Source organism: Burkholderia sp. BCC1996, assembly GCF_905339955.1.
Lineage (GTDB): Bacteria > Pseudomonadota > Gammaproteobacteria > Burkholderiales > Burkholderiaceae > Burkholderia.
Genome location: NZ_CAJPHM010000016.1, coordinates 91,874 through 117,798, shown reverse-complemented (window position 1 = coordinate 117,798; position 25,925 = coordinate 91,874). Strand labels below are relative to the sequence as shown.

Annotated in this window: 34 protein-coding genes; 5 read left to right on the top strand and 29 right to left on the bottom strand. The window is 62.8% G+C overall.

Going from position 1 to position 25,925, the window contains the following annotated elements; translation table 11 throughout:
* Window positions 1–4: 4 nt before the first annotated feature.
* The 28 genes from U4Z64_RS23205 to U4Z64_RS23070 form a co-directional block, all read right to left on the bottom strand.
* Window positions 5–1,114, bottom strand: a complete 1,110-nt coding sequence (locus U4Z64_RS23205; RefSeq protein ID WP_321821207.1) for a phage protease — start codon at window positions 1,112–1,114, stop codon at window positions 5–7.
* Between the two features lie 200 nt (window positions 1,115–1,314).
* The gene (locus tag U4Z64_RS23200; protein ID WP_321821206.1) at window positions 1,315–1,911 is read right to left on the bottom strand and encodes a phage virion morphogenesis protein; all 597 of its coding nucleotides are present in this window, start codon (window positions 1,909–1,911) and stop codon (window positions 1,315–1,317) included.
* Window positions 1,912–1,914: 3 nt separating this feature from the next.
* The gene (locus U4Z64_RS23195; RefSeq protein ID WP_321821205.1) at window positions 1,915–3,075 is read right to left on the bottom strand and encodes a phage minor head protein; all 1,161 of its coding nucleotides are present in this window, start codon (window positions 3,073–3,075) and stop codon (window positions 1,915–1,917) included.
* 133 nt (window positions 3,076–3,208) lie between these two features.
* Entirely contained in the window at window positions 3,209–4,798 is a 1,590-nt protein-coding gene (locus U4Z64_RS23190) for a DUF935 domain-containing protein (protein WP_321821204.1), read from the bottom strand.
* Between the two features lie 11 nt (window positions 4,799–4,809).
* Complete coding sequence (locus U4Z64_RS23185; RefSeq protein ID WP_321821203.1) at window positions 4,810–6,588, bottom strand: hypothetical protein; 1,779 nt, start codon at window positions 6,586–6,588, stop codon at window positions 4,810–4,812.
* Between the two features lies 1 nt (window position 6,589).
* Complete coding sequence (locus U4Z64_RS23180) at window positions 6,590–6,787, bottom strand: hypothetical protein (RefSeq protein ID WP_310999075.1); 198 nt, start codon at window positions 6,785–6,787, stop codon at window positions 6,590–6,592.
* 9 nt (window positions 6,788–6,796) lie between these two features.
* Entirely contained in the window at window positions 6,797–7,297 is a 501-nt protein-coding gene (locus U4Z64_RS23175; protein WP_321821202.1) for a DUF1804 family protein, read from the bottom strand.
* 5 nt (window positions 7,298–7,302) lie between these two features.
* Window positions 7,303–7,509 carry a hypothetical protein gene (locus U4Z64_RS23170; protein ID WP_321821201.1) on the bottom strand — a complete coding sequence of 69 codons (207 nt, stop codon included), beginning with the start codon at window positions 7,507–7,509 and terminating at the stop codon, window positions 7,303–7,305.
* On the bottom strand, window positions 7,506–7,787 hold the full coding sequence (locus U4Z64_RS23165; protein ID WP_321821200.1) for a hypothetical protein: 282 nt from the start codon (window positions 7,785–7,787) through the stop codon (window positions 7,506–7,508). Before U4Z64_RS23165 ends, U4Z64_RS23170 begins: the two co-directional genes overlap by 4 nt.
* Window positions 7,778–8,011: a TraR/DksA C4-type zinc finger protein gene (locus U4Z64_RS23160; protein WP_321821199.1), complete on the bottom strand. Its 234-nt coding sequence runs from the start codon at window positions 8,009–8,011 to the stop codon at window positions 7,778–7,780. The genes U4Z64_RS23165 and U4Z64_RS23160 overlap by 10 nt, the downstream gene beginning before the upstream one ends.
* Entirely contained in the window at window positions 8,012–8,629 is a 618-nt protein-coding gene (locus U4Z64_RS23155; protein ID WP_321821243.1) for a hypothetical protein, read from the bottom strand.
* Window positions 8,619–8,861: a hypothetical protein gene (locus U4Z64_RS23150; RefSeq protein WP_321821198.1), complete on the bottom strand. Its 243-nt coding sequence runs from the start codon at window positions 8,859–8,861 to the stop codon at window positions 8,619–8,621. Before U4Z64_RS23150 ends, U4Z64_RS23155 begins: the two co-directional genes overlap by 11 nt.
* A 5-nt stretch (window positions 8,862–8,866) precedes the next feature.
* Window positions 8,867–9,352 carry a lysozyme gene (locus U4Z64_RS23145; RefSeq protein WP_310999066.1) on the bottom strand — a complete coding sequence of 162 codons (486 nt, stop codon included), beginning with the start codon at window positions 9,350–9,352 and terminating at the stop codon, window positions 8,867–8,869.
* A gap of 96 nt (window positions 9,353–9,448) precedes the next feature.
* Window positions 9,449–9,892, bottom strand: a complete 444-nt coding sequence (locus tag U4Z64_RS23140; protein ID WP_321821197.1) for a Mor transcription activator family protein — start codon at window positions 9,890–9,892, stop codon at window positions 9,449–9,451.
* Window positions 9,889–10,290, bottom strand: a complete 402-nt coding sequence (locus tag U4Z64_RS23135; protein ID WP_321821196.1) for a regulatory protein GemA — start codon at window positions 10,288–10,290, stop codon at window positions 9,889–9,891. Before U4Z64_RS23135 ends, U4Z64_RS23140 begins: the two co-directional genes overlap by 4 nt.
* 78 nt (window positions 10,291–10,368) lie before the next feature.
* The gene (locus U4Z64_RS23130) at window positions 10,369–10,827 is read right to left on the bottom strand and encodes a hypothetical protein (RefSeq protein WP_321821195.1); all 459 of its coding nucleotides are present in this window, start codon (window positions 10,825–10,827) and stop codon (window positions 10,369–10,371) included.
* Between the two features lie 9 nt (window positions 10,828–10,836).
* Entirely contained in the window at window positions 10,837–11,454 is a 618-nt protein-coding gene (locus U4Z64_RS23125) for a DUF3164 family protein (RefSeq protein WP_321821194.1), read from the bottom strand.
* Window positions 11,447–12,073 (bottom strand): hypothetical protein, encoded by a 627-nt coding sequence (locus U4Z64_RS23120; protein WP_321821193.1) that lies wholly within the window; start codon window positions 12,071–12,073, stop codon window positions 11,447–11,449. The genes U4Z64_RS23125 and U4Z64_RS23120 overlap by 8 nt, the downstream gene beginning before the upstream one ends.
* Entirely contained in the window at window positions 12,073–12,360 is a 288-nt protein-coding gene (locus U4Z64_RS23115; protein ID WP_321821192.1) for a hypothetical protein, read from the bottom strand. Before U4Z64_RS23115 ends, U4Z64_RS23120 begins: the two co-directional genes overlap by 1 nt.
* Window positions 12,357–12,785 (bottom strand): hypothetical protein, encoded by a 429-nt coding sequence (locus U4Z64_RS23110; RefSeq protein ID WP_321821191.1) that lies wholly within the window; start codon window positions 12,783–12,785, stop codon window positions 12,357–12,359. Before U4Z64_RS23110 ends, U4Z64_RS23115 begins: the two co-directional genes overlap by 4 nt.
* A gap of 80 nt (window positions 12,786–12,865) precedes the next feature.
* Window positions 12,866–13,180 (bottom strand): hypothetical protein, encoded by a 315-nt coding sequence (locus tag U4Z64_RS23105; RefSeq protein ID WP_321821190.1) that lies wholly within the window; start codon window positions 13,178–13,180, stop codon window positions 12,866–12,868.
* Entirely contained in the window at window positions 13,177–13,509 is a 333-nt protein-coding gene (locus U4Z64_RS23100) for a LacI family transcriptional regulator (RefSeq protein WP_321821189.1), read from the bottom strand. The genes U4Z64_RS23105 and U4Z64_RS23100 overlap by 4 nt, the downstream gene beginning before the upstream one ends.
* On the bottom strand, window positions 13,496–14,122 hold the full coding sequence (locus tag U4Z64_RS23095) for a helix-turn-helix domain-containing protein (protein ID WP_321821188.1): 627 nt from the start codon (window positions 14,120–14,122) through the stop codon (window positions 13,496–13,498). The genes U4Z64_RS23100 and U4Z64_RS23095 overlap by 14 nt, the downstream gene beginning before the upstream one ends.
* Window positions 14,115–14,348, bottom strand: coding sequence for a hypothetical protein (locus tag U4Z64_RS23090; RefSeq protein ID WP_321821187.1), 234 nt, complete (start codon window positions 14,346–14,348; stop codon window positions 14,115–14,117). The genes U4Z64_RS23095 and U4Z64_RS23090 overlap by 8 nt, the downstream gene beginning before the upstream one ends.
* Before the next feature lie 11 nt (window positions 14,349–14,359).
* A complete protein-coding gene (locus tag U4Z64_RS23085) occupies window positions 14,360–15,106 on the bottom strand; it encodes an ATP-binding protein (protein WP_321821186.1) in 747 nt (248 codons plus the stop codon).
* Window positions 15,107–15,123: 17 nt separating this feature from the next.
* A complete protein-coding gene (locus U4Z64_RS23080) occupies window positions 15,124–17,301 on the bottom strand; it encodes a DNA-binding protein (RefSeq protein ID WP_321821185.1) in 2,178 nt (725 codons plus the stop codon).
* A complete protein-coding gene (locus tag U4Z64_RS23075) occupies window positions 17,301–17,780 on the bottom strand; it encodes a hypothetical protein (RefSeq protein WP_310999050.1) in 480 nt (159 codons plus the stop codon). Before U4Z64_RS23075 ends, U4Z64_RS23080 begins: the two co-directional genes overlap by 1 nt.
* A 61-nt stretch (window positions 17,781–17,841) precedes the next feature.
* Window positions 17,842–18,159, bottom strand: a complete 318-nt coding sequence (locus U4Z64_RS23070) for a helix-turn-helix domain-containing protein (protein ID WP_310999048.1) — start codon at window positions 18,157–18,159, stop codon at window positions 17,842–17,844.
* A gap of 32 nt (window positions 18,160–18,191) precedes the next feature.
* On the opposite strand from U4Z64_RS23070, the gene U4Z64_RS23065 reads away from it, so the two are divergent.
* From U4Z64_RS23065 to U4Z64_RS23050, 4 genes are all read left to right on the top strand, one after another.
* Window positions 18,192–19,073, top strand: a complete 882-nt coding sequence (locus tag U4Z64_RS23065; protein WP_321821184.1) for a helix-turn-helix transcriptional regulator — start codon at window positions 18,192–18,194, stop codon at window positions 19,071–19,073.
* Between the two features lie 21 nt (window positions 19,074–19,094).
* A complete protein-coding gene (locus tag U4Z64_RS23060; RefSeq protein ID WP_321821183.1) occupies window positions 19,095–19,580 on the top strand; it encodes a hypothetical protein in 486 nt (161 codons plus the stop codon).
* A 278-nt stretch (window positions 19,581–19,858) separates the two neighbouring features.
* Window positions 19,859–20,986 carry an acyltransferase gene (locus U4Z64_RS23055; RefSeq protein ID WP_321821182.1) on the top strand — a complete coding sequence of 376 codons (1,128 nt, stop codon included), beginning with the start codon at window positions 19,859–19,861 and terminating at the stop codon, window positions 20,984–20,986.
* A gap of 300 nt (window positions 20,987–21,286) precedes the next feature.
* Window positions 21,287–21,490, top strand: coding sequence for a hypothetical protein (locus U4Z64_RS23050; RefSeq protein WP_044845939.1), 204 nt, complete (start codon window positions 21,287–21,289; stop codon window positions 21,488–21,490).
* A gap of 79 nt (window positions 21,491–21,569) precedes the next feature.
* Here the strand turns inward: U4Z64_RS23050 and U4Z64_RS23045 are convergent, their stop codons facing one another.
* The gene (locus tag U4Z64_RS23045) at window positions 21,570–22,370 is read right to left on the bottom strand and encodes a cystine ABC transporter substrate-binding protein (protein WP_044845938.1); all 801 of its coding nucleotides are present in this window, start codon (window positions 22,368–22,370) and stop codon (window positions 21,570–21,572) included.
* A gap of 360 nt (window positions 22,371–22,730) precedes the next feature.
* On the opposite strand from U4Z64_RS23045, the gene tssI reads away from it, so the two are divergent.
* Window positions 22,731–25,910, top strand: coding sequence for a type VI secretion system Vgr family protein (tssI, locus tag U4Z64_RS23040; protein ID WP_321821181.1), 3,180 nt, complete (start codon window positions 22,731–22,733; stop codon window positions 25,908–25,910).
* Window positions 25,911–25,925: the final 15 nt, after the last annotated feature.

Here is a 25,925-nt window from a genome sequence, read left to right as displayed (position 1 = left end):
GTGATCAGGCCGTCGTCTTCGCGGCCTTGTAGGTCGCCGGATCGAGGCCCATCGCCTTGCACACGGCCAGCTCCGATTCGCTGAGTTCGACCGCATCGGGCTTCGCGCCAGCCGGCGGATTGCCACCGGTCTGCGTGCCGCCGAGCGCGTGGATCGGCTGCGCCGTCGACAGGAACTGTTTCAGCGCGACGACATTGCTCTTGCCGAGGTCGCGCGCCCAGGTCTCCTGGGCCGTCAGCAAACGGCCGTCCTTCAGCGCGGCCGTCACCAGCTCCTCGACTTCCGTGCCGGCGAGCCTTGCATTGGCCGCGTCGAGCTGCGAGCGCAGGTCGGTCATCACCGCGATCGGCACGAAGCGAGCCGGGTCGACCTGATTGGCCGACAGCGTCGCGATCTGCGCGCGCTGCGAGTCGAGCAGCACCGGCAGATTCGCGCTGGCCGCCGCGACGCCCTGGCCGCCGGACAGCGATTCGATCAGCTTCTTCAGTTGCGCCGTGACGTCTTCGGCGGTCGCGCCGACCGGCATGTTCAGCAGCCAGCGAAGTTGTTCCAGGAGTTCATCCATATTGGGAGCCTCGATAGGTGGGACAGAGGAAAGCGCCGCGATCGCGGCAGGGTCGAGCGCGCCCGACATCGCCGAGCACGCAGCGGTGAGCTGCAGCTCGTCGAGGCAGTCGAGCGCGGGATCGTTGGTCAGCGCCGCGTTGAGCAGCGAGATGACGTTGCCCGCCTTGTCGAAGGCGAACACGGGCGAGATGTAGGCATACTCATCCGCGTCGATCATTGCGGACGCGCGGGCCGTCCAGTTGGCATCGATCGCGTACAGGCCGTCACCTTCGCGCCACTCCAACGTCTTGAACCAGCCGCTCGCTGGGGCCGGCTGGCCGTTCTTCGCCGAATTCAGCGTCTGGTGCTCGTAATCGATCACATATCGCGTATGGCGGGCATTAGCCGCCGCGATCAGGCGCGCAGCACCGGCCGCATCGAGCCGCCACGCAGCGCACTCGGTCGGCCGGCCGTCCCGCGCACGGAAGTCGCCGGCCGGCAGCAGCTTGAGTGCCGGACCCGTGGATTGGATTTGCGCCGAAAGCGCCGCGATGAAGAAAGTAGCCATGCCGCCATGGTGGCGGTCGGCGGCCTGAGAAATAAGAGGATTCCCGTCCCTGGGACGGGTAGAGGGTGTGATGCGCGGGGAGGCACCCGATAGCCGATGCCGATAGGACCGATTTTAACGGGGGTTTAACGGGCTTCTTACCCCCGGTCGGCTACATCGGGTTATCCGACCCCCACAAACGGCTCAAATCGCCTGACGGATCATTCGTCGAACAGTCGACGCAGGTAGGCGGAAACCTCGGTCTCCATCGCGACGTTGTCGGACTCGGTCAGCGCGAAGAACGGGCGCGCTGGAATCTTGATCGTCCAGCCCTGGGTGCGGGTCCATTTGACGATCTTGACGCGCTTGTGGCCGTTCTTCGCGAACACCGCCAGGTGCGGATGATCGGCCTGCCGCATGATCATGCCGTCGCGCCCCTTGCGAAGTCTAACGTAGCCGGACATGGGATGGCGCTGGATCGTCCCGCCGAACTGGTGGATCGCCGCATAGACGACGTTGGTGCCGACGCGGGCCGACGTCGCGTCGTGTGCCGACGTGATGCTGGAGGCCAGCCGGCCCGACCGTTGCAGAATCTTGCCGGTGCCGGCTTCCTCGCGGCGGCGCTTGACCGTCTTCGGACTGAGACCGAGCCAGTTCGGTCGCCCTTGCTGCGCGAAGTTCTCTTCGACGGCGTCCAGCATCAACGCGGCGATGAGCGACGTGATGGGGGATGCGTCCCGCATCAACGTGCGCACACGCGCCATCGCTGCTTCGTACCGGCTGTCGTCGATCTCGATCTCAATCATGTCGAGTGCCATGCGTCACGCTCCAGTCGGCCGTTGGTAGCGCAGGAACGTCCCGCGCCGGGTGTCCAGGTACGCCTGGCGATCGTCGTCGGATGTGCCGACGTCGCCCGGGAACGTGACGTCACCGCTCCAGCCGTCCTTCCCGTGATCGAATACCGCGACGCCCCACCGGCTGTCTTCGGTTTCGAGCGTGCGGATGTAACGCCGGCGCAGCGACCATGCGCCGTCGATCTGCGCCCAGCCGAGCCAGACTTCATCCGGTTCCTTGACCGCCTCGGCCAGGAGCTGCACGAACGGGCCGGCTTCGGCCTGGCTGGCCGCCCATCGCCCGGCACCATTCTGGAACAGCCACTGATTGATCTGCAGCTGCTCGCCCGCGACGTCCGTGAAGGTGGCCGGCTTGCCCATCGTCGCACCGAACTCTCGCATGAACGTCTGGGCGTACTGCTCGGGCGGCAACCCGGCAGGCATCACGGCGCTCGGTGCCACGCGCGTCGGCGGCGGCGGTGGCAATGACGCGCCGGCCGGCAACGTCTGCGGCAGCGTGTCCATCGGCGGTGGCGTGAACGGCTTCGCCCATTGCGACCCAGGATTCGAGCCGAAGCCCGGATCGGGGAGCAGCTTCTGACCGGTCGTCGGGTCTTTGTAGGCGAGCGCCGGCTGTTTCGCTCCGGAGCGGTCGACGATCTCGACCTCGACCAGCTTGCCGTCGCTGTTGAGGACCGGGACGCCGTTCTGCTCAACGTATGCTCGCGTCCTGGTACGCACGCGGCAGCGGCACCGGTAGCCGTTCGGCGGATAGAACGTCTGCCAGAAAGGATCGTCGTACCGGTAGATTTGGCCGGCCAGCGCACGGTGCGCGGGCCGCGTGCGGCTGTCCAGGACGGCGACATACTCCCAATACGGGTGCGTGTCGACCTGTTCGAGTTGCGTGGCATAGCGGCCGGCCATGTAGGCCGACTGCATGTTGGTCTGGAAGATTGTTTGCAGCCGACGCGGGGTGAGCCGCTTCCCCTCGATCTCGCCCGTGTCCTCGTCGACGATCATGCCCTGGCCGAGCCAGCCTTTCTTTTCCAGCACCGGCGAGAGCTGCCGTTTAAACTCGTCGAACGTCGTGCCTTTTTTTAACGAGGTGTCGAGCGCCTGGCGGATGTCCTGCAGGACGTCGGTCTTCATCACGCCCGCGACCGTGAACGCCTTCGCGTGCGCTTCAGCCGCGACATCCTGCCAGCGGAAGCCGATCTTGTAGCCCTTCGACTCGAAGTAGGCGATCGCCTTCTCCGGCTCGAGGCCGATCGCGTAAGCCAGGTCAACCGCCATTCAGGCGCCCCCAGACGTCGGCCACGAAAATGCAGCGCTCGAGCAGCGCCCGAATCTCCGTGTCATCCATCTCCGGCTGCGCCTCGAGCAGCAGCTCGGTCGCTTCATCAGGCGTCGCGCCACGGCGCAATGCTGCGATCGCCGGTTCGAGCGTCGCGCGCAGTGCCTCGGTGATCGCGTCGGCCGGCAGCGCGGCGATCGTCTGATCCAGTACGTCCTGGTCGGGATAGACGATCTCGCCGGCCGCGTTGCGCAACACTGCGCGGTATCGCATCGTCGCGGTACGCGGCGGATCGTCCGGGCGCTCCTCGGGCGGCAGCGCCATCTGCGGCTTCGGGATCGTGAGGATGTCCTCGCCGGCGGCCGGTTCCGGGATCATGAGCTTGTCCTGCGCCCAGCTGCGCCCGATCTTCATTCCGGCACCGACCAGCTTCGGTAGTGCGTCCGCGTACAGTGCCAAATCCTCCGCTTCGCGCGTGTCGAACTCGAAGCGCGGGCAGCGGCGCGGATCGGTCGTTCCGATATTGAGCGCCGACAGCATGTAGCAGAGACCCGTCAGCGTGCGCTGCACCTGGCGCGCATCGGACGTCAACAGATCCCGGCGCACTTCGTTGTGCGTCTTGCCGAGCGCGTTGGTCGACGTCTTGCCGTCGGCCTGCGTCGTGAGCGTGCCGCCCAGGATCGCCTTCGACATGCTCTTCTCGCACCAGTTGATCATCGCCTCGAACGGGTCTTTCGTACCCTCGGCCGCCGTCTGGAACTCGATCAGCATGTTTTCCGGGATGATGCCGGCCGCGTTGTGACCGATCTCCGCGACCGCGCGCAGGAGCGTCGCTTTCTCTTCCTTCGTCGACCCAGGCGGATATTTGCCAACGCGCAGCGGCAGGCCATAAATCTCCAGGAACTCGGCGAGATCAGATACCGCGTAGTTCTTGAACAGATACGGCCACGCCAGCACGCGATGCAGGCCGCCACGGGTCAGATAGCCACTCTTCGCGCGGTGTTTGTGGACGAGCCATCCGAACGGCCAGAGCGGTTGGCCGTCCGACGAGTTGTCACGCAGACGCAGATCGTTGCCGTCATACAGCGGCGTGCGGAACCAGCGCTGCGGGCGGTGGGTGAGCGTTTGCGGGAGCCACACCTTTTCGACCTGGTGCCATGCGATCTCCTGGGCTGAGAAAGCATGGCCGACTGCATCCATCGAATCGAACAACACGTCGTCGAACGCAGGGAGATCGGTAAACCATTCCTTGAGCTGCGCCGTCTGGTTCTTCTCCTCGGCCGATGCGTTGTCCGGCTCTGCGATGCGCCAGTCGAGCGTCAGCAGCGCACGCTTGCGCTTGCTCATCTCGGCGAACAGATGCGCGTCTTTCTCTTCCATATCGGTGAAGAGATCGGATTGCGCCATCAGGTCGCCGTACTCGGCGGCTTCCAGGATCGAATGCAGCTTCTTCGGCGTCAGGCCGCGCGACGGATGCTGCGCAAAGTCACGCGTGATCCAACCGAGCTTCGACGTCTGCGGTTCGGACAGCGCTTCGCGCTGGATCGGCTGCCCGTAGATATCAACAATCTGTGCCATGTTCCGTTTCCTCAATACCCGCGCCGGCTCGACGTCGGCGTGTCGTAGTCTTCGTCAGCACCGCGCTCGAGCGGGCGGGATGCAACTGCCTCGTATCCGTCGCCGATGCCGTAGCCACGAGACTGCGCGATCATCCAGAGGATGTGCAGCGCGGTCAGTCCGTCGAAGTGGTGATGGCTCTGAGGCTCGGGCCACTCGTCCAGCTCGGCGAGCAGCGTGGTCAGCCCGGCATGGAAGAGAATCGACGGCGAGATACGATCGGTGACGAACGGTTCCAGGGAGTCGATCCGCACTTCGGGCGCAATGGACGCTGTGACGCCGACCAGCGGTAGCGGCACGCCAGCACGCAGGCTGGACTTCAGCAAATCCTGCCGCGCCCACTCGTAGGCGTTGTTGTTTTCGAAACCAAACGCGCGACAGCGAAACTCGCGCTGGACCTTGATCAGATCCGATTCGAGTTTCGACGGCACACGTCGCTTGATCTCCGCATAGACGACGTGCAGCTTGCGGCTGACGATGTCGAGACCACCGACCAGGATCGCGGACGGGTCGGATTTCCGATCTTTCCCCATCGACGGGTCGCACGCGCCGAACATCAGCCAGGACTGCAGCCGCTGAACCCAAAACGTGATGTGACCGAATACCTTGTCTTCTTCGGTACGCGGGTCGCCCTGCATCTCGGTTGCGAACGCGCGCGGCGACTTTGCCCGCTGGCGCATCAGGTAAAACAGCGTGCGGACGGACGGCCATGAAGTAACGGCGCCAGCGTCCATCGCATCGCGATTGGCGACGTAGAACTGATACGACGGCAGATCCGTATCGGCGATCGCCTCGCCGCGCGCAGCAGCTTCTTCGATCGCGGGCTTGTCGTCGTTCAGCATCAGCGCTTCGCACTGTTGCCACAGATCCATGTTCGTCGGCATCTGCGCGATCGCGCGGAAGTGGTGGACGATGTGGCCGATCGTGCGCTTCGCACGCGAGATCGGGTCATTCTTGTCCAGCACCGTACCGACACCGATGTATTTCACGCTGCCGTCAGGCGGCCCGAGATAGTCGATCGCCTTTTCCAGCCACGTCCAGCGGTTCTGCCGTTCGGTCGGACTCTTCGCCTCGGCGTCAGTGATCAGGTCATCGCCCATCAGTACCTTCGGGCGGCTCGCGCCGTGGAACGTTCCGCGAATCGCCTGCTCGGCACCGAACGGCTCGACCTTCACTCCGTTCTTCGTGACGAACTCGCCAACCTTCCACTTCGAACTCTTGCCACACACTTCCGGGAAGTCGAGCTGGAGCGAAGCGTTAGCGGTCAGCTCCGTTTTAACGACTTCGAGCAGCTTGGTCGGCAGCGACGTCTCCGCGCCGAGCAGGATGATGTAGTCGAGGAACGACGGCGGCTCGCCGGCCCAGCCGACTTCACGCCGGACTTCCTCGCGCTGCAGCAGCCCCTGCACGATGATGTACACCGGGCCGATCTTCGTACACATGGACGACTTCGCCTCGCCACGCGGCGCGACCCACCATTCACGCGAGCCGCCGGCCTGGCTCAGCAGCTTCGGGAACCGACTGCAGAAGTGTCCCTGGAACAGCGACGGCGTGCCGCGAATGTGGTGCGGGAAGTATGTGTACGCGAAGAACTGATAATCGCCGTCGACAAGCACGCGTCGACGGCGTTCCAGGCGCGCGGCCGGTGACGGATCGAGGCCCGTTGCGTGGGCCTCGATGTCGCGCCGCAGCTCGGCCTGCAGCTCCTCGATTTCCTTGTGGAAATCCTTCTCGGTGAACTTCTGGACCATGTCAGTCCGCCTTCGCGTCGAGCAGCACCTGATGGACCTTGTACACGTCGACGCCGTCATACAGATTGTGCGTCACGTAGATAATGCTGCCGGTGACCATCTCGACAACGAGGCGGGTATCACGTTCCCGGTGTTCGATCTGTGAGAAAACTACGTGAGCGGGATTCACCGCGTTGTCGCGGGTGAGTTTGATCAGCATGTCGTCACCTCAACCGTAGGCGGTGGCCAGCTCGTCACCGAACGGGCCGAGGACGTCGGCGAACGCGCCAACGTGTTCCGGGTAGCGATCCTTGATGAACGTCGCGAGGCGCTGCACGACGCCCATCGCGATCGCCAGCTCGTTCGTCTCGGGCAGCACGCGTTTCGATGCATTGATCGTTTTGTTGTACGCGTCGGCGAGGCTGGCCAGCATCGAGACCTTGTCCGCCGGCTTCATTTCGACATCGGCGTCGAGCTGGTCCATCGTCGCCTGGTACTGCGTGATCATGCCGGTCAGCATCTGGCGCGCCGCACCTTCGATCCCGCCACCGGCGAGCAGCTGCGCGGCCTGTGCCTTTTCCCAATCGTCGCCGGCTGCGCGTGCGTCATCCTTCCACCGCCGCGCGGTGGAATAGTTGACGCCGCTCTTCATAGCGGCGACTTCGAGCGACAGACGATCGAACACGAAGGCTCGACGCACCTTGTCACGGACTTCCTTCGGGTAGGCCATGCGCGTTACAGCCCCATCTTCGCCCGGGCAAACGAGACGCCCATCGCGACGATGCCGCCCGCGATTGCGCCTGCGCCAGCGCCGGCCGCTGCGCCGTACTTGATCGCGCGCTTCTCGACCTTGGCCATCCTGTCTTTCAGTTCGTCGACCCCGGCGTCGATCTTGCGCAGCATCTGCATTTCGGGGCTGTCAACCGTGCTTTCGTCGCTCATTGCTTGTCCTGTTTTTTGTCCAGCTTGTTGTTGATGTCGGTCAGCTTCTGGTCGATACCTCGCAGACCGTCTCGGAATTCATCGCGTTGGGCTTGATGCTCGGCACGCGGAACGTAATCGCGCGCGACGGTTTCACGCAACGTGCCAAGCTCGCGTTGCAGGGCTTTCAGGTTCTCCTGCACGCTTCGAATCCACGACACGCCGAAAAGCTGTACAGCTCCGATCAGCAGCGTGAATACACCGATAAATATCGCGGCCGGATCGAGCGTCACTTGCATGCATACCTCCGGTTCAGTACTTGCTCACGCCGCTCCTGGCATTCGATGCAGAAGCGACAACCAGGTACCGCGCGGCGGCGCTCGTCGGGAATCGGCTCGCCGCATGCCGGGTTCTGACAGAACGCTGCGGACTCGGCAGTGCTCCGTGCGGGCCGGGTCGCCGCTGCGATCGCGAGCGCGCGATGCTGCTCTTCCATGTCGCTCGCGTGGTCGAAGTCATCCATCTATTGCTTGTCCTCTTGGTCGGGAACAGCAGCCTTCACGCCTTTCAGTTTCGATTCGGTGCTTCGGCTGCGGGCTGCGTAGTCGGTGAACCAGTCGAGGACGTCTTGTTGTGATACCCCGGAGTCAGCGGCGGCATCGGGTCCGGCAAGTCCAGCAACGCTGCCGGAATCGGCGCTTGCCTGCAGGGTACCGTCAGCGGAATCGGGGATGCCGGCTGCTGCGTTCCACAGGCGCACAAAGCCGCGAGTGAACACGCACCGATTAACCGTAACGACAGCCGGTTGAGACGCCGAAGGTGACGGCGCGGAAATGTGAGGTTGAGCGACTGCATCGATGTGCTCCTTCAGTGTGCCGATCTGGGTCGTGGTCTTGCCTTGGTCAGCGAGGAATAGAACCTCGGCATGCTGGCCGCGCAGTACGTTGTCGGCGTACTTGCCGAACGCCTGGCTCGCGGCCGTAGCAGCGGCGCCGGCTTGCTTCGCCTTGTAGGCGGATAGCGCCTGATTGCCTTTCGCTTCGGCGACGTCATAGCCGTGCTGGTACGTCGCGGCGAACGCGAAGGCGATCAGCGCCGCTGCGGCGATGGCCGCGACGGCCTTCGCATACTTACTGATCATTTCCACTGGATGCCTCCTTGGGTGCGCGGCCACGGTATGCACCGATGACCTGGATGACTGCGGAATAGCCACCGACGCAGCCGAGATAGATGAACCAGGTCTCGATCGTGAGTTGCTTCGTGACGCCCTGGTAGATGAACATGCCGGTCGCGACTAGCGACGCGACGTTCGGCCAGAGCTTCGAATGCGACAGCTTGCCGTCGTGGCCGGTGATGAGGTCGGCGATACGCATGAGGATCAGGCCGCCTTCAGGAACAGCGCGCGCTCGGCGAGACGGCGACGCGTCAGGCCGGCCATCGGCTGGCCATTCGCCTTGTTCCACAGCGGGAACTGGTCGGCCGCGCCCGCGTAGTTCTTCGCACGCAGCATGCGGAGCAACGTCGACGGACCACCGGAGCGCAGATAGACGAGACCGTCCTTGACGCCCGGTTTGCCGGTGCCGACGTTGAACACGAACGACACCAAGGCATCGAACTGGCCTTGCGTCAGTTCGAGGTCGAGGCCGTTGATGATGTTCTCGCGCGCAGCGAGATCCTGGGAGAACAGCGCATCGGATTGCGCCTGGGTGATCTTCAGGCCGGGACGGACATCGGGGCCGGTATGGCCGCGACCGATGGTCCAGGGTGCGCCGCCCGTTGCCGGGTCGGGATAGGCTTCGAGACGATCGTCTTCGAAGGATTCGATCAGGTCACTGCCTGCTGCGGAAATTCGTTGTTGCTTCATGCCACCCCCGATTGGATGACATGAATTTCATTATAGGTAGGGACAGCAAACCACCTTGATCGCTGTCCCTGCCGCAGCGGGGAAGACTACGTCAGGTCAAAGCAGCGAGAGCTGATTATCAGCAGTATCGCAGGTATTGTCACCGATGCCGATTATCCGGCGAACTTGTCGATCGGTCGTGCCGAATTTGACAGCGAGCTTCGATACAGCATAGTGGCTGCTGTGATCCCGCGTGATGTGATCGAACTCGCGTCGCAGGCTTCGGAACATGAGTTCCCGTTTCGCTTTCGCGCAAATCGGGATTTCAAGGTCTTCGCCACCGAACGCTTTACACAGGTTCGTCGCAGCATCGGGGCCGATCACCTCGGCCAACTCCTCGAAGCGCGCTTCGCCGTGGCGATTCTTGCGGAACGGAATCGGAAACTTCCTGCCGCCCATCTTCTCGACAAGCGTCAGCGTCGCGTCCATCCCGATCAGCCGAATAAGCGTCTTGGCCAGCGGTGGGAAGAGGTGCTGCACATCACGCAGATCGGCGCTCATACACGCTCCCTCCGGGTCGCGGCGATCTGCAGTGCGGCGATCAGCTTGCCAAGCATCTCGCCGTCGCAGAACTCGATCGCATCGACCTTGCAAATGCGTTTGACCATGCCGTCGAGATACGACCACGGCCGGCCGGCCGACGCGAGCAGCGCCTCGATCTTCTTCAGGCGCTGCTCGCGCGAGCCGCCGACGTTCGGCCGTCGACCGTTCGGGCGCTTCGGTTGGAATCCGCAGCGCTCGAAGTGCTTCAACAGCTTGTGCGCGCCCTCCGGCGTCAGGTCTTTGGCCGAGCTGACGCCGGCGACGCTACGCAGCACCGTGCGGTACTCGCCGTCGGTCATCGCCAGTTGCTGCTTCGCGATGTGAATCTTCGACAGCGTCGTTTTCGCGATCAGCATTACGACCTCCACCAGCGCCGCAGCTCGCGACGGCAGAGGCAGACCAGGAACAGGACGCCGGCCGCGATGATGAGCACGTCAGACATTGGCAGCCTCCAGTGCGGTGACGTCGACGGACGTATTGACCGCCACGCCGACTGAAACGAGCGTCACCGACTGACACACTCGCGCGAAGTGACGAAGCATCGTGCTGGGCGTGTTCCACGACGGCATGTAGTACGTCGACGTTTTGTCCAGGCCCGGGAAGTACTTCCGCGCGTTGCGTTTCCCGAACTGCTTTTCGATCTTTGCTCGCTCGGACGGCTTGTATGCGCTGAACTTCACCGGGCGATAGAACCGATGCTCGGGCGCGGTTTCCTTCAGGTAGTCGCCCTTGAACCAGCCATTGACGTAGACCATGAGGTCATACCGGCGCGGCTTCGTCCGCGTTACCTGGATCGTGATGGTGTTGCCATCACAACGAAGCACGACGCAACCGAATGGGAACGACAGCTCAGTGTCGATTCGCTGAATGTCCTCTTTCGACAGTTTCGACATATGGCCTCCTCAGATCGCGGCGAGGTCGAGGCTGATCGAGCGATACTCCTCGGTGTCCTCGACGCGTTCGTACAGACGGATGTATGGCTTGCTGCCCGTGACGCGGATGCTGTCGCCGATCGCCTGCATCGCCTTCATCCACTTCGAATCGTTAATCGCGAGGCGGCGCAACGCGAGAATCCGGCCGGTGTTCACGTTGCCTTCCTTGTCGACCTGGAAGGCTTCGTTGATCAGTGCCTTGACCTTGTCGTCGCTGCCCTCGGTCCATTCGCGCAGGCATTCGTCGATCAGCTCTTTCGCTGCCTGCAGGCGTTCGTCGAACTGCAGGTGCTCTGCGATCTGGCGCACGATCTTGTAGCGCCCATCGAACGTGATCAGCGAAATGTTTCCCTTCGCGCCACCGACCTTGACGCCGTACTGTTCGTGGCTGGTTTCGATAAAGGCCTCGATATCGCCGAATGCACGTGCCTTGAAGTCGACCATGGAGGTCTGCACGCGCTTCGCTTCGTCTATCAGCGACGTGATCGTTTGATCGCGCAGTTGGTCGATCGGCGCGACGAGCGATTCCGGAACGAGACGGCCGCGTGCGTCCATCACGTAGCCGGCCGGGAGTTGATTCTTAGTCATGGATTTTTCCTTCCTTCGAAAACGAGTTCATTTCTTTCGTGATCCGTCGCAGTGCGGACAGGCTCTGTGCGACGCCTTCCGTCACCTGACGCGGGCCGGTCTGTTGTGGCGCGGCGAGAATGTCAGCGATGTCAGGTGGAGGCGAGGCGCGTGCTTCGGGCGTGCCGAGACCGGAATGCCCCTGGCGCTGGTGTTCGGTATGGGCTTCCGCACGCGATTTGGCCTTGTCTGCAAAGCCAGCGAGCACCTCCAACAGATACCCGTGGCTCTTCAGCGGCAGCTTCAATCGGCCCTGGTCGCGCTGCGACAGCATTTGCTCGAAGCCCTGCCGCCAGTAGTCGATCGGGCACGCCCACGTGCGGCCGTTCCGTTCGATCTGCGCGGAGCGGATCATCGGGGCCAGCTCGTTGACCAGGGCCGCGATGCGCGTGTGGCTCATCTGGCTCTTGGCCGGAGCAAACAGGCCGATGTAACGCAGCAGCGGTTTGATGAACGACTCACCGGCCGGGTGCGCGTCAACGATCGCGTTGAGTGCCTCGCGCGGTGCGTCATCAGCAAACACCACATCGAGGCTCATCACCGCGCGGCAGTTCGGGCAGCAGATTTGCGGAAGCGGCATCAGTGCCCCTTCCGCAATGCAGCGCCTTCGATGTCCTCTTCAAGGTGCTCGCGCAGTTTCGGTCGGTCAGCCAGGTACGCATCTAGATATTCGACGAGAGCCTGGGCGTTTTCCTGAATGTGAAGCGTCAGGATGCGGTTCAGCGAGCCAGCAAGTTGATTGCCCATCGAATCCGCGATGGTGATCCGAGAGAACTGCCGTATCAGCGCGTCGTTCGCTTCGTGCAGACACTTCCGCAGCTCCTCGACGGAGTCAATCAACATGGGATCCACAATCACCGTCGTCATGCGTGGCTCCCGGCGATGGCTTCGATGTTGATTGCGTCGATGAACGCCAACAGCCGAGCGGTCTCCTCGCGCGTGAGGCCGACCGTTTTCTTGCCCTTCGTGATCGTCAGCCGGCCGTCCGTGGAGAAGCCGCAGACGAAGTCGTCAGATGCGGGCGGCAGATTCACCACTTTTCGCGGTGCTTTTGTCACGATCTGTTTCGTGCCATCGAACTCACGGATCAGTTCATCGCTGGGGTAGTACAGGTTGAACGGTGACGCGCCGTCCTGAACCTTCTTGTCTCGGATGACGCGCCCCTGACGGATATACAGGTCGATGCGGGGCTGAATATCTTTAGCGTCAATGTCGAGCAGCTCGGCGAGTTGCGAACCCGACGATCCGGGATGATCGATGATGGCCTGCAGAATCTGCTTTACCGTTGCCATGGTGGCTCCATTCTCGTTTATTTAAAAAGGACTACTTATCTACTAACGTGTATCGATGGGTTACAGCAGCTCATTTCCTCCTAGTGACCTTGTTCGGTCCAGAGGACGCGGATTTCGCCGACCTTGAACTGCCCGGTGCGATAGCGGTTGTTTTCGCTGACGCCGGTCCGGTAGTAGGTGGCTTCGCCTGCCTCGACCATCCGCGCGCACTCAGCGCACGTCTGGATCTGGATCGTCGGCTTCGAGCCGCTTGAGAATTCGATGCCGACCACGACGAAGCCGCGCTCAGTCAGCGTCTCGATCGTCGAGGCGATCCGCAGTGCCGCGAGCTGCATGATCTGGTTGATGTTGACCGTGCCGGTCGCGGATACCTTGGCGAGGGATTGCGGGTTCACTTCGACTCTCCTTTAACGGGGCGCAGCGGGCAGTTGCGGCACGTGCGCCAGTGACTCAGTTCCATCGGGTTATTGATCGGGGCGCGGCGATTGGCGTAGGACACGCATACCGTCAGCGAAATCGGCTGCCCGGTATGCGTGCACTGCATCTGGCCGAACGTCTTGAGGACGCGGGCGGCGACACGATCGGTCTTGCCGGGGTATTTGCCCGACAGCACAAGCGAAACGGTCGTTCGCGAGACGTCGAGCAGCTTGGCCACGTCGCTTTGCGACGTCGCGGCCACGGCCTCACGAAGCATGGCGAGCCAATCCGGGTCAGCATGCGTCATGGTCCGGCTCCTCTTGCCACACGATCTTCCCGAGGTTCGGGTCGTACACCGACTTCGTGCGCTGGATCATCGGCGGGCGTGGGCCGGTGTACTTGGACGCGATCAGGCGATACCGCGCCTGTTTTGCGCCCTTGCCACGGATGTACGCATGCCCCGGATCGACGACCGTCAGATAGCCGGCGTGCGACAAGCATTTGACGTATGACTGCGCTGTCGAGTCGGTGATTGCGATCTCCGGCGTCGACGCGCGCATCGCCAGCTCGCGAGGCGTGAAGTCGCCCATGATGCGCATCGTGCGCCACATGTTTTCGTTGCCACGCGACTGCGTCACCGGCTTTCCGTAGCGGTCGAGGCGCGGCGCTTCGACGCCGACGTCGCGTGCGAGCCGATAGTGCTTCCGTTCGTTGATCGCCGTGCGCGCGCCGATGGGTTCGACAAAGCCACCGAGTTCGAGCGTCTGCAGGTACGTGTGAACGGTCGACTTGTCGACGTCAGTGGCGCGGACGATGGTGTGCGGCGTGAAATCGGCACGCTGGTTCCGGATCGCTTCCCACATGCGTTGGCGTGGCCCCTTGCCGCCGGTCAGTTCGAGGTGTGCAGGTCGTCTAGCCACGGTCACCTCCTTCCGACGCACCCGCGAGGAAAGCAAGTACAGCGGCCAGGAACGTGGTCACGACTGCGATTGCCGTCCACTCGATGATTTCCAGCAGCGTCTCGGCGGTGAAGACACCAACAAGCATGATGACCAGCGCCAGCGCGAACATACCCGTCGCCAGCCCATTGGCGCGCTCGACTGCAGGGCAGTTGCTCTGCGATGCGCTCTTGTCCTTATTCAACATGGCGTGTCTCCTTATGCGCGTCGCTTCGGTGCTTCACCGGTGTACAGCTCGCGCTTACCCCATTGCGCGAGGTCCATCGCATCCTTCGCAGCCGTCAACGCCTCTTCCTGGATGAGTTCGAGGTTGACGCAGACGCGGCGTACCGAGCCGTGCGACAGCTCGACCAGGCGCGTCAGCAGATCGTCTGCTACCTGCACATGGCGGCAATAAAGCCTGGCAAGCTGGCGCGCGTCGTCGATCGTGACGGGCTGCGCCGGAATCCATGCCAGGACGCGGCCGTGCATGCGCTCCCATCGCTTCAGTTTTGCCGGCAGCGCTTCTTCACCGATCATCAGGATCGGCGCTTGGCTGGACTCGTATAGATCACGGACCAGCTCGACCGCGTTGCGATCGACCAGGTGATCCATCTCGTCGATGATCAGCGGCCGGCCGCTCGATGCGAGTTCTTCGGCGACCTGGTCGGCCATCTCGGGGATCGTGCCGGCCGGCTTGATCCCCATCTCGAAGAGGATCGCCTTGAGGAAGTGCTTCTTCGTCCACACCGACTTCGCCTGCACGTAGCGGGCGCGGCGTTGGTTCGCGACGAAGTTCGCGGCCATGCTCTTGCCGTAGCCGGACGGTCCGTAGAAACACACCAGCCCGGGCAGGTTCGCGCTACGCGAAATGGCGCGCTCGATCGCGATGTCGCACAGGTTCAGGTTGGTGATCTGCGCGATGCCGCCGGCTACCGGTTTGAGTGTGGTTTCGTGTTGTGTCATGATTGGTCCTGTTGGTCTTATTGCTGGCTGGCGAGCTGCAACTCTTCAGCCTGTTCTGCGCGGCGCTTTTGCGCCGCGAATTCTTTGCTCAACGCGTACTTGCCGTAGAACTGCAAATCGTTTTGGTCGGGAATACCTCCTGATTCGATGAGTTGATTAACGGTCCGCCACCGGGCAAACCGGTGTTCAGCCTTTTCCGGCAGTTCGAATATCTCGGCCGTGGGTGCGACCGGTGTCGGCTCGCTGGCGTGAATGGGCGGGGCGGTGACTTCGATCACCGGCTCGGCGTCGACGAAACGCCGGTTCAGCGCGTCACGCGTGATGTCGCCAAAGCCCGGGATCGTGATTACCTCGGGGGTGTCGATCGTGAGCGCCGGCTGTCCGATGCGCTCGGCCTCGACTTCGTCGAGCTTCACCTGCAGGCGCTGCGCCCGTGCGTCCGCACGCTTCTCGCGGGCCTGCTCGACATACGACATCGGCATATAGTGGGCGGTGTTCGCGCCGGCCTCGGCCTTGCAGATGAACCGACCCGTTTCACCTTCGTAGACCCACACAAACTTCGCGTCGTGGATGTCGTAGGCGACGTGGACCGTCTCGCCATGGAATTCTTCGAGCAGCCCGCTGAAGTAGTGGTTGTTCAGCAACTGCACTTCGCCGCGCCGGACCGTGCGCTCGACGCGCGGTCGGAACACGCGGTCCGCTTCGTCGGCCGTGAGCGTGACCGGTTGCCAGCCCTTCGCCTGGAATGCGGCGAACGCTTCGTCCGGCGACATGTGACGACGGTGACCGTTCGATGGGTCGTTCGTCATCGGCAACGAGCGATGCGGGCGAGCGTTGTACGCGTCGATCTGGTCGTTGCAGAACTGCATGAACGCGTCCCATCCCATCAGGGGCATCGCGCCGCCGTTCTTGATCGCGCTGCGCGTGACCTTGAAGTGCGTCAGCTTCGCTTCGCGATCCATCGGTGCGCCCATGTAACTGCGGAGCGTTTTTGCTCCCGTGACCCACAGGGTCTGGTGCAGGCGTTCGATCACGCCGCGCGCCTGGGAGTTGTACGGCAGCGAGTGCGACACCTCGATGCCGAGCTGGCCCGTGATGCCGGTGCCTTCGGCCTGCAGCATCGCGTTGGCATAGCCCGATCCGCGGTCGACGTAGAAGATGGCGAGGACGCCATTGCGCGTCGAGGCGTGGCGCAGCGCGTCGATTACCGCGATCGCCGATTCCGCCAGGCCGATCGAAAAGCCGACCGCGCGACGCGTCGCGATGTCGACGATCGTCGTGATCTCGGGGCGGAACGGCCGGCCGTGAAGCGGATGCTGGACTTCGGCGTCGAACGTATGACCGTCCGCGCTCCAGACGTCGTTCGGCAGCAGCTGGTCGAACGAGCGGCGAATGAACGGGCGAATCGTCTTCAGCTCGCGCGCGCCCATCCGGCCCGCCTCGACGGCGACCCGACCCATCTTGCCGAGGAACCGGCGGACCTGGTGAATCGTCGGGAACTCCCAATCGCGATCGCTCATGCGGTACGCGGTCTCGAACTCGCGATACGCCAGCTCGACGGACGGCTTCTGCGGCTGCTGATAGAAGCCGAGGAATGCCTTCGCCCATGCCGGCACCGTGAAGTCCCGTTGCGGCACTTTGGGGGCGAGTGCGCCGACCTTGGCCTGCCCGAGATAGCGCTTGAGCGTGCGGATGCTCGGAAAGCCGTCGCCCTTGCGGCCGCGCTCGTCGCGCGCGGCGCGCAGCATCATGACGAGGTGATCGTCGAGCGTCCCGGCCTTGGCCTGCGTGAGTAGCGTCGTCATCGCCGCTTCTCGCGAGACGTGGCACTGCGCCATGATGCGATCCAGCCACGTCAGGATTCCCTGACGGGCATCAGCGCGCAGGCGTTGCGAGTCTGTATTTACGAGCTGCAACTGATTTTCGCGGCGGATCGCCGGGATCGCTGCGGGTGCCTCCCCGGATGACACTAACGATTCAGCCGCACGTCGGCGAATCTCGGCCCGTGCTTCGTCCGGCAAGCTATCAAAGGCGTATTCCAGCCCCTTTCCCTTTGAACGGCGGCGAGCGACCCATTTTTCTCGGGTGGCGCTATAGCGCACACCTTGTTCAGTTCCTGGGACGCCAGGCAACCCGAGCGTCGCAAGTTCTGGCGCGGTGTAGTGCGATTTGATGACGGGCGTCAGACGTTCCATCAGTCGGCCTCCGACTCGAACGGCAGCTCGGGAGCACGATCTTTCGTGACGTTTTCTCGGTGATATCCGGCCTGCGTCATTGCGTGCGTGAGCGCCGTAATCGCTTCGGCTTGTTCATGACCGGATGCGTAGTAACGGCAGAGAACTGCAGCAGCCTCGGCAAATGCGCTCTGCAGCGACGCGAGGTCCACAACACCGGGCCGGCGGCCGGTTGGGATTTCGATCACCACACGCCGGCCATCAGCGATACAAAGGTATTCGCTGACGAAGCGTGCGCCGCAGAATTCTTCGAACTGGCGCACACGATTCAGAGGCATCGAAGTGTCGGCGAGCCATCGGTACATGGTTTTAAGTTCGACGCCCATGAGGTCAGCCAACACCTTGGCGGGCCTGCGTCGCTCGGCCGCAAATTCGATGCACAGCTCGAAGGCCTCGCTAAGGCTCGTGGCGTGCAGTGATTTCCAGGTCCGTTTTCTCATCATCGTTTCGTCCAGTTTGAGAATCTCGGCGGTAGCGCGGAGGATTCGGGGTGCGTACGATTCAATCCATGGCCACGACGGCATGGCGCTCGCGGCGCGGTACACAAACAGGCGCAGACGGTGACAAAACGGGCGTAAAATTGCGTTTCTCGTATCGGCTCGGCCAGATGGTTTCGGGGGTGACGCCGATCGCAGTGGCGATGATGCGTTCGGCCTTCGGATATGAACTGTCGAACGCCTTACGAAGTGCACTTGCGTTGCTGTAACCGCTCGCTTTTGCAAGTTGAAGGATGTTCCAGCCCTTCTTTTCGAGAGCGTGCTTGATGTCCGCCTTGTCCCAGTCCAAGGTGGTTTTTTTTGCGGCAACAGATGTGTTCATTTGCTCACCCATGTGGCTAAACATATGCACGCATGTTAGCCAGATTGTTTCGATTGAGCAATCGAAAATTTGCGGTGAGGCGAAACTTTCTTTTCTTTTTCGGTTCGGGACGATCGTTTCTGTCGCACAAAAAGAAAAATATCTTTTCAGGTCAAATACTTATGAAAGACTCGAAAGCTGAAGAGCAATCGGATGTGTCGCTTTCGTTTCTTGCCCCAGGAATCGAAAGCAGGATCGACGAGCTGTGTCGCCGGATCGGTGGGCGCGAACAGGCGGCGATGGCGGCCGGTGTCTCGGCGGTGATGCTGCGTCGATACATTAAGGGGGAGAGCAAGCCCCCGTTTGAGGTGATCGCAAATCTTGCGGGCCGTGCGAACGTAAGCCTGGACTGGGTAGCCTTCGGGGATAAGCCTCGGGTGTCCGATGCTCCGGGACCGGAAGTGGTGCCCCAGGATGACGTCTTGTCCGATACGCTCGGGAACGCCGTAGATATTTCCGAGTTCGTGTTTATCCCTCGGTACGGCGTAAAGGCGGCGGCTGGTCACGGCCAGTCGATCACGGACGAAGCTCCCACACACACGATGGCGTTCCGCCGCTACTGGGTCGAAAACTATTTGCACGCGAAGCCCGCTGATCTGTCGGTCCTCTCAGTGAGGGGCGACTCTCAACAGGGGGTGCTGAACGACCGTGACGTGATATTGATTGACCGAAGCCAGACTTCGGGATCGGCTGGCCTTTATGTCCTGCGGATCGATGGCGAGATCATCGTCAAAACGTTGCAGCGCCTACCAGGCGGCATTCTCGAGGTGAGCAGCGCCAACCCGGCATACAAGCCATTCGAGGTAAATGCGGCTCAACCGCCGGATGATTTCGCGATCATCGGTCGCGTCGTTTGGTTTGGACGCCAGGTTTAACTGTCGGCATAGGTTCCTGATATGACTCGCTTTTTCGCTGTTTTCGTCATGGTTCTGGTAGCAGGCTGCAGTAAAGAAGCCTCAACAGCCCGTGTGGAGCGACCAGCCCCCCCGCATTTTGTCGCGGACGGGAACGCGCCGACTGCTGCCGTTGCCGTTGATTTTATTAACAAATATGTCGCCGTCACTCAGGCGGCCATTGATCGGACGCCGTATGGGCTCAAGGATTCGGCGGAGCAAATGCGGGTCGCACAGGATCTGTACAAGGCTGACGGCGAGCATCTTGAACAATGGGCCACGACTGGCGTCGCGCTTTTCCAGGCTGCGCGCGACAACACCTGCGAAATGTTCGTGCGGGCGCGTTATTTGGCCTGGAAGCAGGCATACCCGTTGAACGGCCAGCCTCTCCAGCGGGATTTGGACAAGAAACGCGACCTTGCCGACCAGTCGGCCCGGCTACGCGAGAACTGCCTTCACCATACGAGTCTCCCGGTTTGGGGATCGTAGTGCTCATGATCTACCTGGAATGGTGCCAAAATAAGCGCGAAATCTGGTTGTTTCGCGCTTATTTTTTGCAAATCTTCATAGGGCACCGTTTCTAGCCAATTGACCGGTTCGCCTTATCTGGCGGTCTTTTCCCGGTTTTTGTTTTTTTGGGCTCCCGGTGTCAAATCGATCACCCCCCCACACCAAGGTAACGGGCGCGCACGATCAGACCGTCGTGCGAGGTCAAACTGTCGCCCGGCCGGCGCAGCCCACCACGACAAATCCAACAAAATCGAACCGTGAAGTCTTCCCGTATTCCCGAGCTCGATCTGCTCCGCTTTGTTGCCGCGATCGCCGTCGTGTTCTTTCACTACGCGTTTCGCGGCTACGCGGCAGACGATCTGACGACGATGCACTATCCGGCGCTCGAGCCGGTTGCGCAGTATGGTTTCCTCGGCGTGCACCTGTTCTTCATGATCAGCGGATTCGTGATTCTGATGACGGCGGGCGACGGAAGCGTGAAGCGCTTCATCGCTTCGCGAGCGTCTCGCCTGCTGCCTGCCTTCTGGGTTTGCTGCACGATCACCTTCCTGGTGACCCTCGCGATTGGCGGGGATCGATTCGGCGCGACGTGGAGGCAGTACGTCGTGAACATGATCACGCTCGGCGGGGGATTCGGTGCCGATCCAATCGACGGTGCGTACTGGTCACTTGGCGCGGAACTGCGGTTCTACCGTCTGGTGTGCATTCTGCTCATCATTGGCCAGATCGACCGCGCCGAGCGCTGGCTGTTCGCCTGGTTGATTGGTACGGTGCTCGTCGAACTGTTCCCGTTCATCAAACTCAAGGGCTTCCTCGTGACGGACTATGCGGGCTTTTTTATCGCCGGCGCCGCATGCTTCCTCATTCGTGACCGCGGCCTGTCGCGATCGCGCGTCGCGCTCGTTTGCGCATCCTGGGGGCTTTCGCTCTACCACGAATTCCAGCTGCTGCCGAACTTTGGCGAGAACTTCGGGAGGGAACTGAATCCAGTGATCGTCGCAATCGCGATGACCGCGTTCTTCGTGGTGATCCTGGCGCTCGCATTGCGCCGCAAGCCTATGCTCGCCAGTCCGCGATGGGTCTGGTTCGGTGCGGTCAGCTATCCGCTGTACTTGATCCACCAGAACGTCGGTTACATGGTTTTCGATCAAGCCGCTCCGTTCGTCAGCCAGGACGTGCTGTTCTGGGGCGTTGTCGCTGCGGCGATCGGCGCGGCGATGTTGGTGCACGTGACTGTCGAAAAACCGGTAGCCGGTGTGCTGAAACGCACCCTGCTGAGCGCGCTCGACGCGCTGGAACGCCGCGCGCCGGCGCCCCTGCGTCGTCGGCACGCGCAGCACGCCGATCAGCGCGACGCCTACACTGGCCGCGCGCCGCGGACGTAGCGCGGCGTCATGCCCAGCCCGCTGTGGCCGGTCAGGTCTGCCGCCACTGTTGCGCTCCTGTTTTGCTGTCACGGCCACGTCACGATGCCCCAATAAGGTTGCACGTCCCTGTCGTGATGCATGCATCCGGCGGATCGGGGACATTGCCGCGATCAGGGAGCGCCTGGCGTCTCGCGACGACGTGCTCTCGTCGTATATGGCCGCGCACTTTCACGTTCATCATGCCTTCGCGCCATTTCATCAAAAGACAGGATCGACGCCGGTTCGAACCGGATCGCGGACGATCAGGAGACAAGGACCATGTTGAGTCCGCATGAATTCTCGATGCTGCTGCGCATAGCCCGCGCACCGGACAGCGTCGACCTGGCGAACCCCGCGTTCGCCGTGCTCGTCGAAAAGCGGCTCGTCGACGATACGCAGGTACGCGTGAACGAGGTGGCTGCGCGCCCGGCGCTGACGCCGATCGGCCAGATGCTGCTCGCGCGCTTCGACGAAGCGGCCTGAGCGAAGAGAGCGGGAGAGAAGAGGCGTCACGCCTTCGCCGTAGCGAGTGACGTGACGCAATGCAAGCGCGGCGAACCGCTTACTGCGCGACCGGCACCGTCACGTCGCTGCCGAACCAGTGCATCGAGATCTTCTTCAACGTGCCTTCCTTGCGCAGCGACTCCAGCGCATCGTTGATCGCCTTCTCGAACTTCGGATTGCCCTTGCGGAACGGGATCGCCATCTCCTGCTTGCCGCCGTTCAGCACCGCGCCCGAGCGCAGCGGCAGGTTCGACGTCTTGATCATGTACGGCAGCATCAGGCGGTCGTCGAGCGTCGCCTCGATCCGGCCTGCCGCGAGATCACGCAGCTTTTCCGGTGCGCCAGGATACGTCTGCACCTCGATGCCCGGCACGCTGCGCGCCATCTGGTCGTAGTTGGTGCCGAGCGTCACGCCGAGCTTCTTGCCCTTGAAGTCCTCGAGCGACTTGAAGTTGCGCGTGTCGTCCTTGCGCTGGATCAGCTGCGCGGCCGAGTACGTGTACGGCTCGCTGAAGTCGAGCGCTTCCTTGCGCTGCGGCGTGATCGTGACCTGGTTGACGATCACGTCGAACTTGCCGGCCTGCAGCCCCGCGATGATCCCGCTCCATTCGGTCGGGACGAACTGCGTCTTCACGCCGAGCTTGCCGGCAACCGCATTCGCGACGTCGACGTCGAAGCCCTCGAGCTGACCCGACGTGCCGCGCGAGTTGAACGGCGGATACGTGCCTTCGAGGCCGACGCGCAGCACACCGGCTTTCTTCACCGAGTCGAGCAGGTCTTCCGCGTGCGCGGCGACGGCCGTGAAACCGAGGGCCGACGCGAGCAGCAGGCCAGATAGCAGGAACTTCGAACGTTTCATCGTGGATCTCCAGTGTTCAGTGTGGTGATGGCGCACCGGGCATCGATCGTGCCCGGGCCGGGCCGAATGACGGGCACGTAGACACTACTCGCAACCGGGCGGCGCCGGAAGTCGAATTGGCCCTGATTGCAATCGATTTCAGCGGACGGCGGGGTGGCAGCGCGGTGTGACGACGTGGCACGTGAGCGCTGGACGCGCGTTAGAAAGGTTTGCCGTGGACGTTCGGACCGACGATTAAAAATACTCTTTTAAATCAGGTCATTTTCCGAGTCGGCTAGTAATTTGTCTGTAAAATCGCGCGAGCGAAAATCGCATCACGCGCCATCCGAGGGCGCGTCAAAAGAAGAAAAGGCCGTTGCCATGAACATGCAGAACACTGTTGCCGCATTGCGCGGCGGGTTGCTTCAGCAGGACCGGCTGCTGAAGCTCGATACGCCATTGGGCGCCAACGTGCTGACCGTGCAGCGGGCCGTGGGCCGGTCGCGCATCGGGCGCGCGTACGAATTCACGCTCGATGTGCTGTCGACCGACAGCGATCTGGAGCTTAAAAAGCTGATCGCGCAGCCGGTCACGTTGTGGATCCAGCAAGGCGATCGCAGCTACCGGCCGATCAACGGGTACGTGCACACCGCGCGCCGCCTCGGCGCCGACGGCGGGCTCACGACCTATCAGCTCACGTTCGCCGATTTCTCCCATTTCCTGAAGTTTCGCCGAGACCAGCGGCTCTGGAACGACACGACCGTCGACCAGATCATCAGCGACGTGCTGAACCAGCATCCGCAGGCGCAGGGGCATTTCCGCTTCGCGCTGTCGAAACCGCTGCCGAGCCGTTCATACACGCGTCAGCACGAAACCGACTGGCATTTCGTGCATCGGCTGATGGAGAGCGAAGGCCTCTACAGCACATGGCAGCAGGCCGACGACGGCAAGTCGCATACGCTCGTGATCACCGACAACCTGCAGGCGTTCGCGCCGCTGTCGCCGGAGACCGTGCGCTTCTATCGGGGCGGCGCGGCGAGCGAAGCCGACGCGTTCACGCAATGGTCGGGCTCGCGCACGCTGCAGAGCGTGACCCGGACGACGCGCACGTTCGACTACAAGAATCCGTCGCAACCGTCGAACCCGAAGGGCACGACGCTGCCGACGATGGGCGGCCAGGGCGAATTGCCCGACCAGCTCGAAGTCTACGAGTACACCGGTGCGTACACGTATCTGGAGCAGACGCGCGGCGACCATCTGACGAAGCTGCGGATGGAGGAATGGGAGTCGCAAGCGAAGCGCTTCCACGGCGCGGGCGGCGTGCGCGCGATCGATGCTGGCCGTCGTTTTACGCTGGCGGATCATCCCGAACACGATCGCGATCCGGCCGACCAGCGCGAGTTCGCGGCGATCGGCGTCGAATGGTGGATCGAGAACAACCTGCCCGTCGCGAGCAGCAGCGCGGACTTTCCGTACAGCCTGCGCGACGCGTTGACGCAAGCGCAGGAGGGCTACGGTGCTGACGCCGCGTTTCGCGTCCCGCATGACGACGGTTCGGTCGGCTTCTATCTCGTCGAGGTCGAAGCGCAGCGCGTGAGCGTGCCGTATCGAAGCCCGTTCGAGCACGAGAAGCCGAAGATGCATCTCGAGACGGCCATCGTCGTCGGGCCGCAGGGCGAGGAAGTCTATACGGACGAGCTGAACCGGATTCGTGTGCAGTTCGTATGGGATCGTCTGAACCCCGGCAACGAGGACGCGTCGTGCTGGGTGCGCGTCGTGCAGTCGGATACCGGCGGCGGTTACGGTGGCGTGCACGTGCCGCGCATCGGCGAGGAAGTGCTGATCGACTACGTGGGTGGCGATTGCGACCGGCCGTTGGCAGTCGGGCGCGTGTACAACGGCGCGAACCAGCCGCAGTGGCATAGCGACGGGATTCTGTCCGGGTATCGATCGAAAGAGTATTCGGGCAGCGGCTACAACCATCTCGTGATGGACGACGCGACCGGGCAGAACCGCGTGCAGCTGATGAGCAGCAGCGCGAACAGCCTGCTGCATCTGGGCTACCTGATCGACCAGAACGGCAATTCGCGCGGGTCGTATCTGGGCAGCGGGTTCGATCTGCGTTCGGATGCGTATGGCGCGGTGCGGGCGAGTCAGGGCCTGTACGTGACTACGCACCCGAAGGCGCCGAACAGCCAGCCGCTCGACGTGAAGGAAGCGCAGCAGCAACTGGTGACGGGCGAAAGCCTGGTCGAGGCGATGTCGGGCGTGAGCGAGCAGCATCAGGCGGAAAGCCTCAAGGAAGCCCACGACACGATGCGCGCGTTCACCGACGCGACGCAGGACAGCGCGTCGGGCAACGCGTCCGGTGGACGCACGGCGGGCGGCGGCACGGGCAGCGCGAATGCGTTCAAGGAGCCGGTGATGCTGTTCGGCAGCCCGTCGGGGATCGGGATGTCGACACAGCAGTCGCTGCACGTGGTCGCGAACGATCACGTGAACGTCGCGAGCGGACAGAGCGTGCACGTCGCCGCAGGCAAGTCGCTGATCGGCAGCATCGGGCAGAAGCTGAGCCTGTTCGTTCAGAACGCGGGGATGAAGCTGTTCGCCGGCAAGGGCAAGGTCGAGATCCAGGCGCAGTCGGACAACGTCGAGGTGACGGCACAGAAGGCGGTGAAGGTTGTGTCCGCAACCGACCGGATCGAGATCGCGGCCGACCAGGGGATTCTGCTGACGAGCGGCGGCGGCTATATCCGCATCAAGGACGGCAACATCGAGATTCATACGCCGGGTGCGGTCGATGTGAAGGGCGCGTCGCATACGTTCGCGGGGCCGGCGAACATGGGTTATCCGCTGCCGAGCCCGCGGCCGGACCAGCCGGGGCAGTTGGAGCTGTTTCACAAGTACGTGAACGGCGAGGCGGTGAAGGGCGGCCTGTTCACGGTGAGAGACGTGAACGGCGCCGTGCTGAAGAAAGGGGCGCTCGACAACAGCGGCTATACGGCGGTGAGCGGTTTGCCGCCGGGTGCGGTGCGTGTCGAGTTCGGGAAGGATCCGCGCGAGTCGGCTCAACCCGCAAATTACTTCAAGCAGGCGCAGTGGCCGGTCGAGCCCGTCGAGCCGTCGCCGCAGGCGGCGCAAGCCGCGGCGACGGACCAGCTCGCGAGCCAGTTGAAGGGGATGGCGCCTGCGGCGACAACGGCTGCGATGGGGCTTGCGAGCGGAGGTGGAGCCGGTGCTGCGTTGGGCGGACTGGCGAGTTCCGCGTTGCCGGCTGCCGCAAGTTCGCTGGGTGGGGCAGGCGCGGTTTCCGCGCTACAGACGGCATCGAGCCTGGGCAGTGCCGCGAAGCAGGTGGCCGGGATGGTGCAGGCAGCTCGCCAAGGTGGGCTCGCGGCGCTGGCCGCGCCGGCCGCGAAGGCGGCATCCGGTGCGCTGCAGGGCGCGCTACCTGGTGTCGCCGGGATCGCCGGAAAGGGCGCTACGACGGTGGCGTCAGCCGCCGGTGCGACCGGCATGAAGCTGCCGACGAGCGGGTTCGGCGGACCGCTGAAATCCTGAGAGGGCGGCTTGTCA

Coding starts and splice junctions, on each gene's coding strand:
- U4Z64_RS23080 (WP_321821185.1), bottom strand. CDS start 17,301: ATGGAACGTCTGACGCCCGTCATCAAATCGCACTACACCGCGCCAGAA.
- U4Z64_RS23120 (WP_321821193.1), bottom strand. CDS start 12,073: ATGCCGCTTCCGCAAATCTGCTGCCCGAACTGCCGCGCGGTGATGAGC.
- U4Z64_RS23170 (WP_321821201.1), bottom strand. CDS start 7,509: ATGAGCGACGAAAGCACGGTTGACAGCCCCGAAATGCAGATGCTGCGC.
- U4Z64_RS23140 (WP_321821197.1), bottom strand. CDS start 9,892: ATGAGCGCCGATCTGCGTGATGTGCAGCACCTCTTCCCACCGCTGGCC.
- U4Z64_RS23195 (WP_321821205.1), bottom strand. CDS start 3,075: ATGAAGACCGACGTCCTGCAGGACATCCGCCAGGCGCTCGACACCTCG.
- U4Z64_RS23110 (WP_321821191.1), bottom strand. CDS start 12,785: ATGGCAACGGTAAAGCAGATTCTGCAGGCCATCATCGATCATCCCGGA.
- U4Z64_RS23190 (WP_321821204.1), bottom strand. CDS start 4,798: ATGGCACAGATTGTTGATATCTACGGGCAGCCGATCCAGCGCGAAGCG.
- U4Z64_RS23130 (WP_321821195.1), bottom strand. CDS start 10,827: ATGTCGAAACTGTCGAAAGAGGACATTCAGCGAATCGACACTGAGCTG.
- U4Z64_RS23180 (WP_310999075.1), bottom strand. CDS start 6,787: ATGCTGATCAAACTCACCCGCGACAACGCGGTGAATCCCGCTCACGTA.
- U4Z64_RS23175 (WP_321821202.1), bottom strand. CDS start 7,297: ATGGCCTACCCGAAGGAAGTCCGTGACAAGGTGCGTCGAGCCTTCGTG.
- U4Z64_RS23100 (WP_321821189.1), bottom strand. CDS start 13,509: ATGACGCATGCTGACCCGGATTGGCTCGCCATGCTTCGTGAGGCCGTG.
- U4Z64_RS23065 (WP_321821184.1), top strand. CDS start 18,192: ATGTTAGCCAGATTGTTTCGATTGAGCAATCGAAAATTTGCGGTGAGG.
- tssI (WP_321821181.1), top strand. CDS start 22,731: ATGAACATGCAGAACACTGTTGCCGCATTGCGCGGCGGGTTGCTTCAG.
- U4Z64_RS23200 (WP_321821206.1), bottom strand. CDS start 1,911: ATGGCACTCGACATGATTGAGATCGAGATCGACGACAGCCGGTACGAA.
- U4Z64_RS23045 (WP_044845938.1), bottom strand. CDS start 22,370: ATGAAACGTTCGAAGTTCCTGCTATCTGGCCTGCTGCTCGCGTCGGCC.
- U4Z64_RS23150 (WP_321821198.1), bottom strand. CDS start 8,861: ATGCGTATCGCCGACCTCATCACCGGCCACGACGGCAAGCTGTCGCAT.
- U4Z64_RS23060 (WP_321821183.1), top strand. CDS start 19,095: ATGACTCGCTTTTTCGCTGTTTTCGTCATGGTTCTGGTAGCAGGCTGC.
- U4Z64_RS23160 (WP_321821199.1), bottom strand. CDS start 8,011: ATGGATGACTTCGACCACGCGAGCGACATGGAAGAGCAGCATCGCGCG.
- U4Z64_RS23185 (WP_321821203.1), bottom strand. CDS start 6,588: ATGGTCCAGAAGTTCACCGAGAAGGATTTCCACAAGGAAATCGAGGAG.
- U4Z64_RS23050 (WP_044845939.1), top strand. CDS start 21,287: ATGTTGAGTCCGCATGAATTCTCGATGCTGCTGCGCATAGCCCGCGCA.
- U4Z64_RS23085 (WP_321821186.1), bottom strand. CDS start 15,106: ATGACACAACACGAAACCACACTCAAACCGGTAGCCGGCGGCATCGCG.
- U4Z64_RS23155 (WP_321821243.1), bottom strand. CDS start 8,629: ATGATCAGTAAGTATGCGAAGGCCGTCGCGGCCATCGCCGCAGCGGCG.
- U4Z64_RS23165 (WP_321821200.1), bottom strand. CDS start 7,787: ATGCAAGTGACGCTCGATCCGGCCGCGATATTTATCGGTGTATTCACG.
- U4Z64_RS23070 (WP_310999048.1), bottom strand. CDS start 18,159: ATGAACACATCTGTTGCCGCAAAAAAAACCACCTTGGACTGGGACAAG.
- U4Z64_RS23145 (WP_310999066.1), bottom strand. CDS start 9,352: ATGAAGCAACAACGAATTTCCGCAGCAGGCAGTGACCTGATCGAATCC.
- U4Z64_RS23115 (WP_321821192.1), bottom strand. CDS start 12,360: ATGACGACGGTGATTGTGGATCCCATGTTGATTGACTCCGTCGAGGAG.
- U4Z64_RS23135 (WP_321821196.1), bottom strand. CDS start 10,290: ATGCTGATCGCGAAAACGACGCTGTCGAAGATTCACATCGCGAAGCAG.
- U4Z64_RS23075 (WP_310999050.1), bottom strand. CDS start 17,780: ATGAGAAAACGGACCTGGAAATCACTGCACGCCACGAGCCTTAGCGAG.
- U4Z64_RS23205 (WP_321821207.1), bottom strand. CDS start 1,114: ATGGCTACTTTCTTCATCGCGGCGCTTTCGGCGCAAATCCAATCCACG.
- U4Z64_RS23125 (WP_321821194.1), bottom strand. CDS start 11,454: ATGACTAAGAATCAACTCCCGGCCGGCTACGTGATGGACGCACGCGGC.
- U4Z64_RS23090 (WP_321821187.1), bottom strand. CDS start 14,348: ATGTTGAATAAGGACAAGAGCGCATCGCAGAGCAACTGCCCTGCAGTC.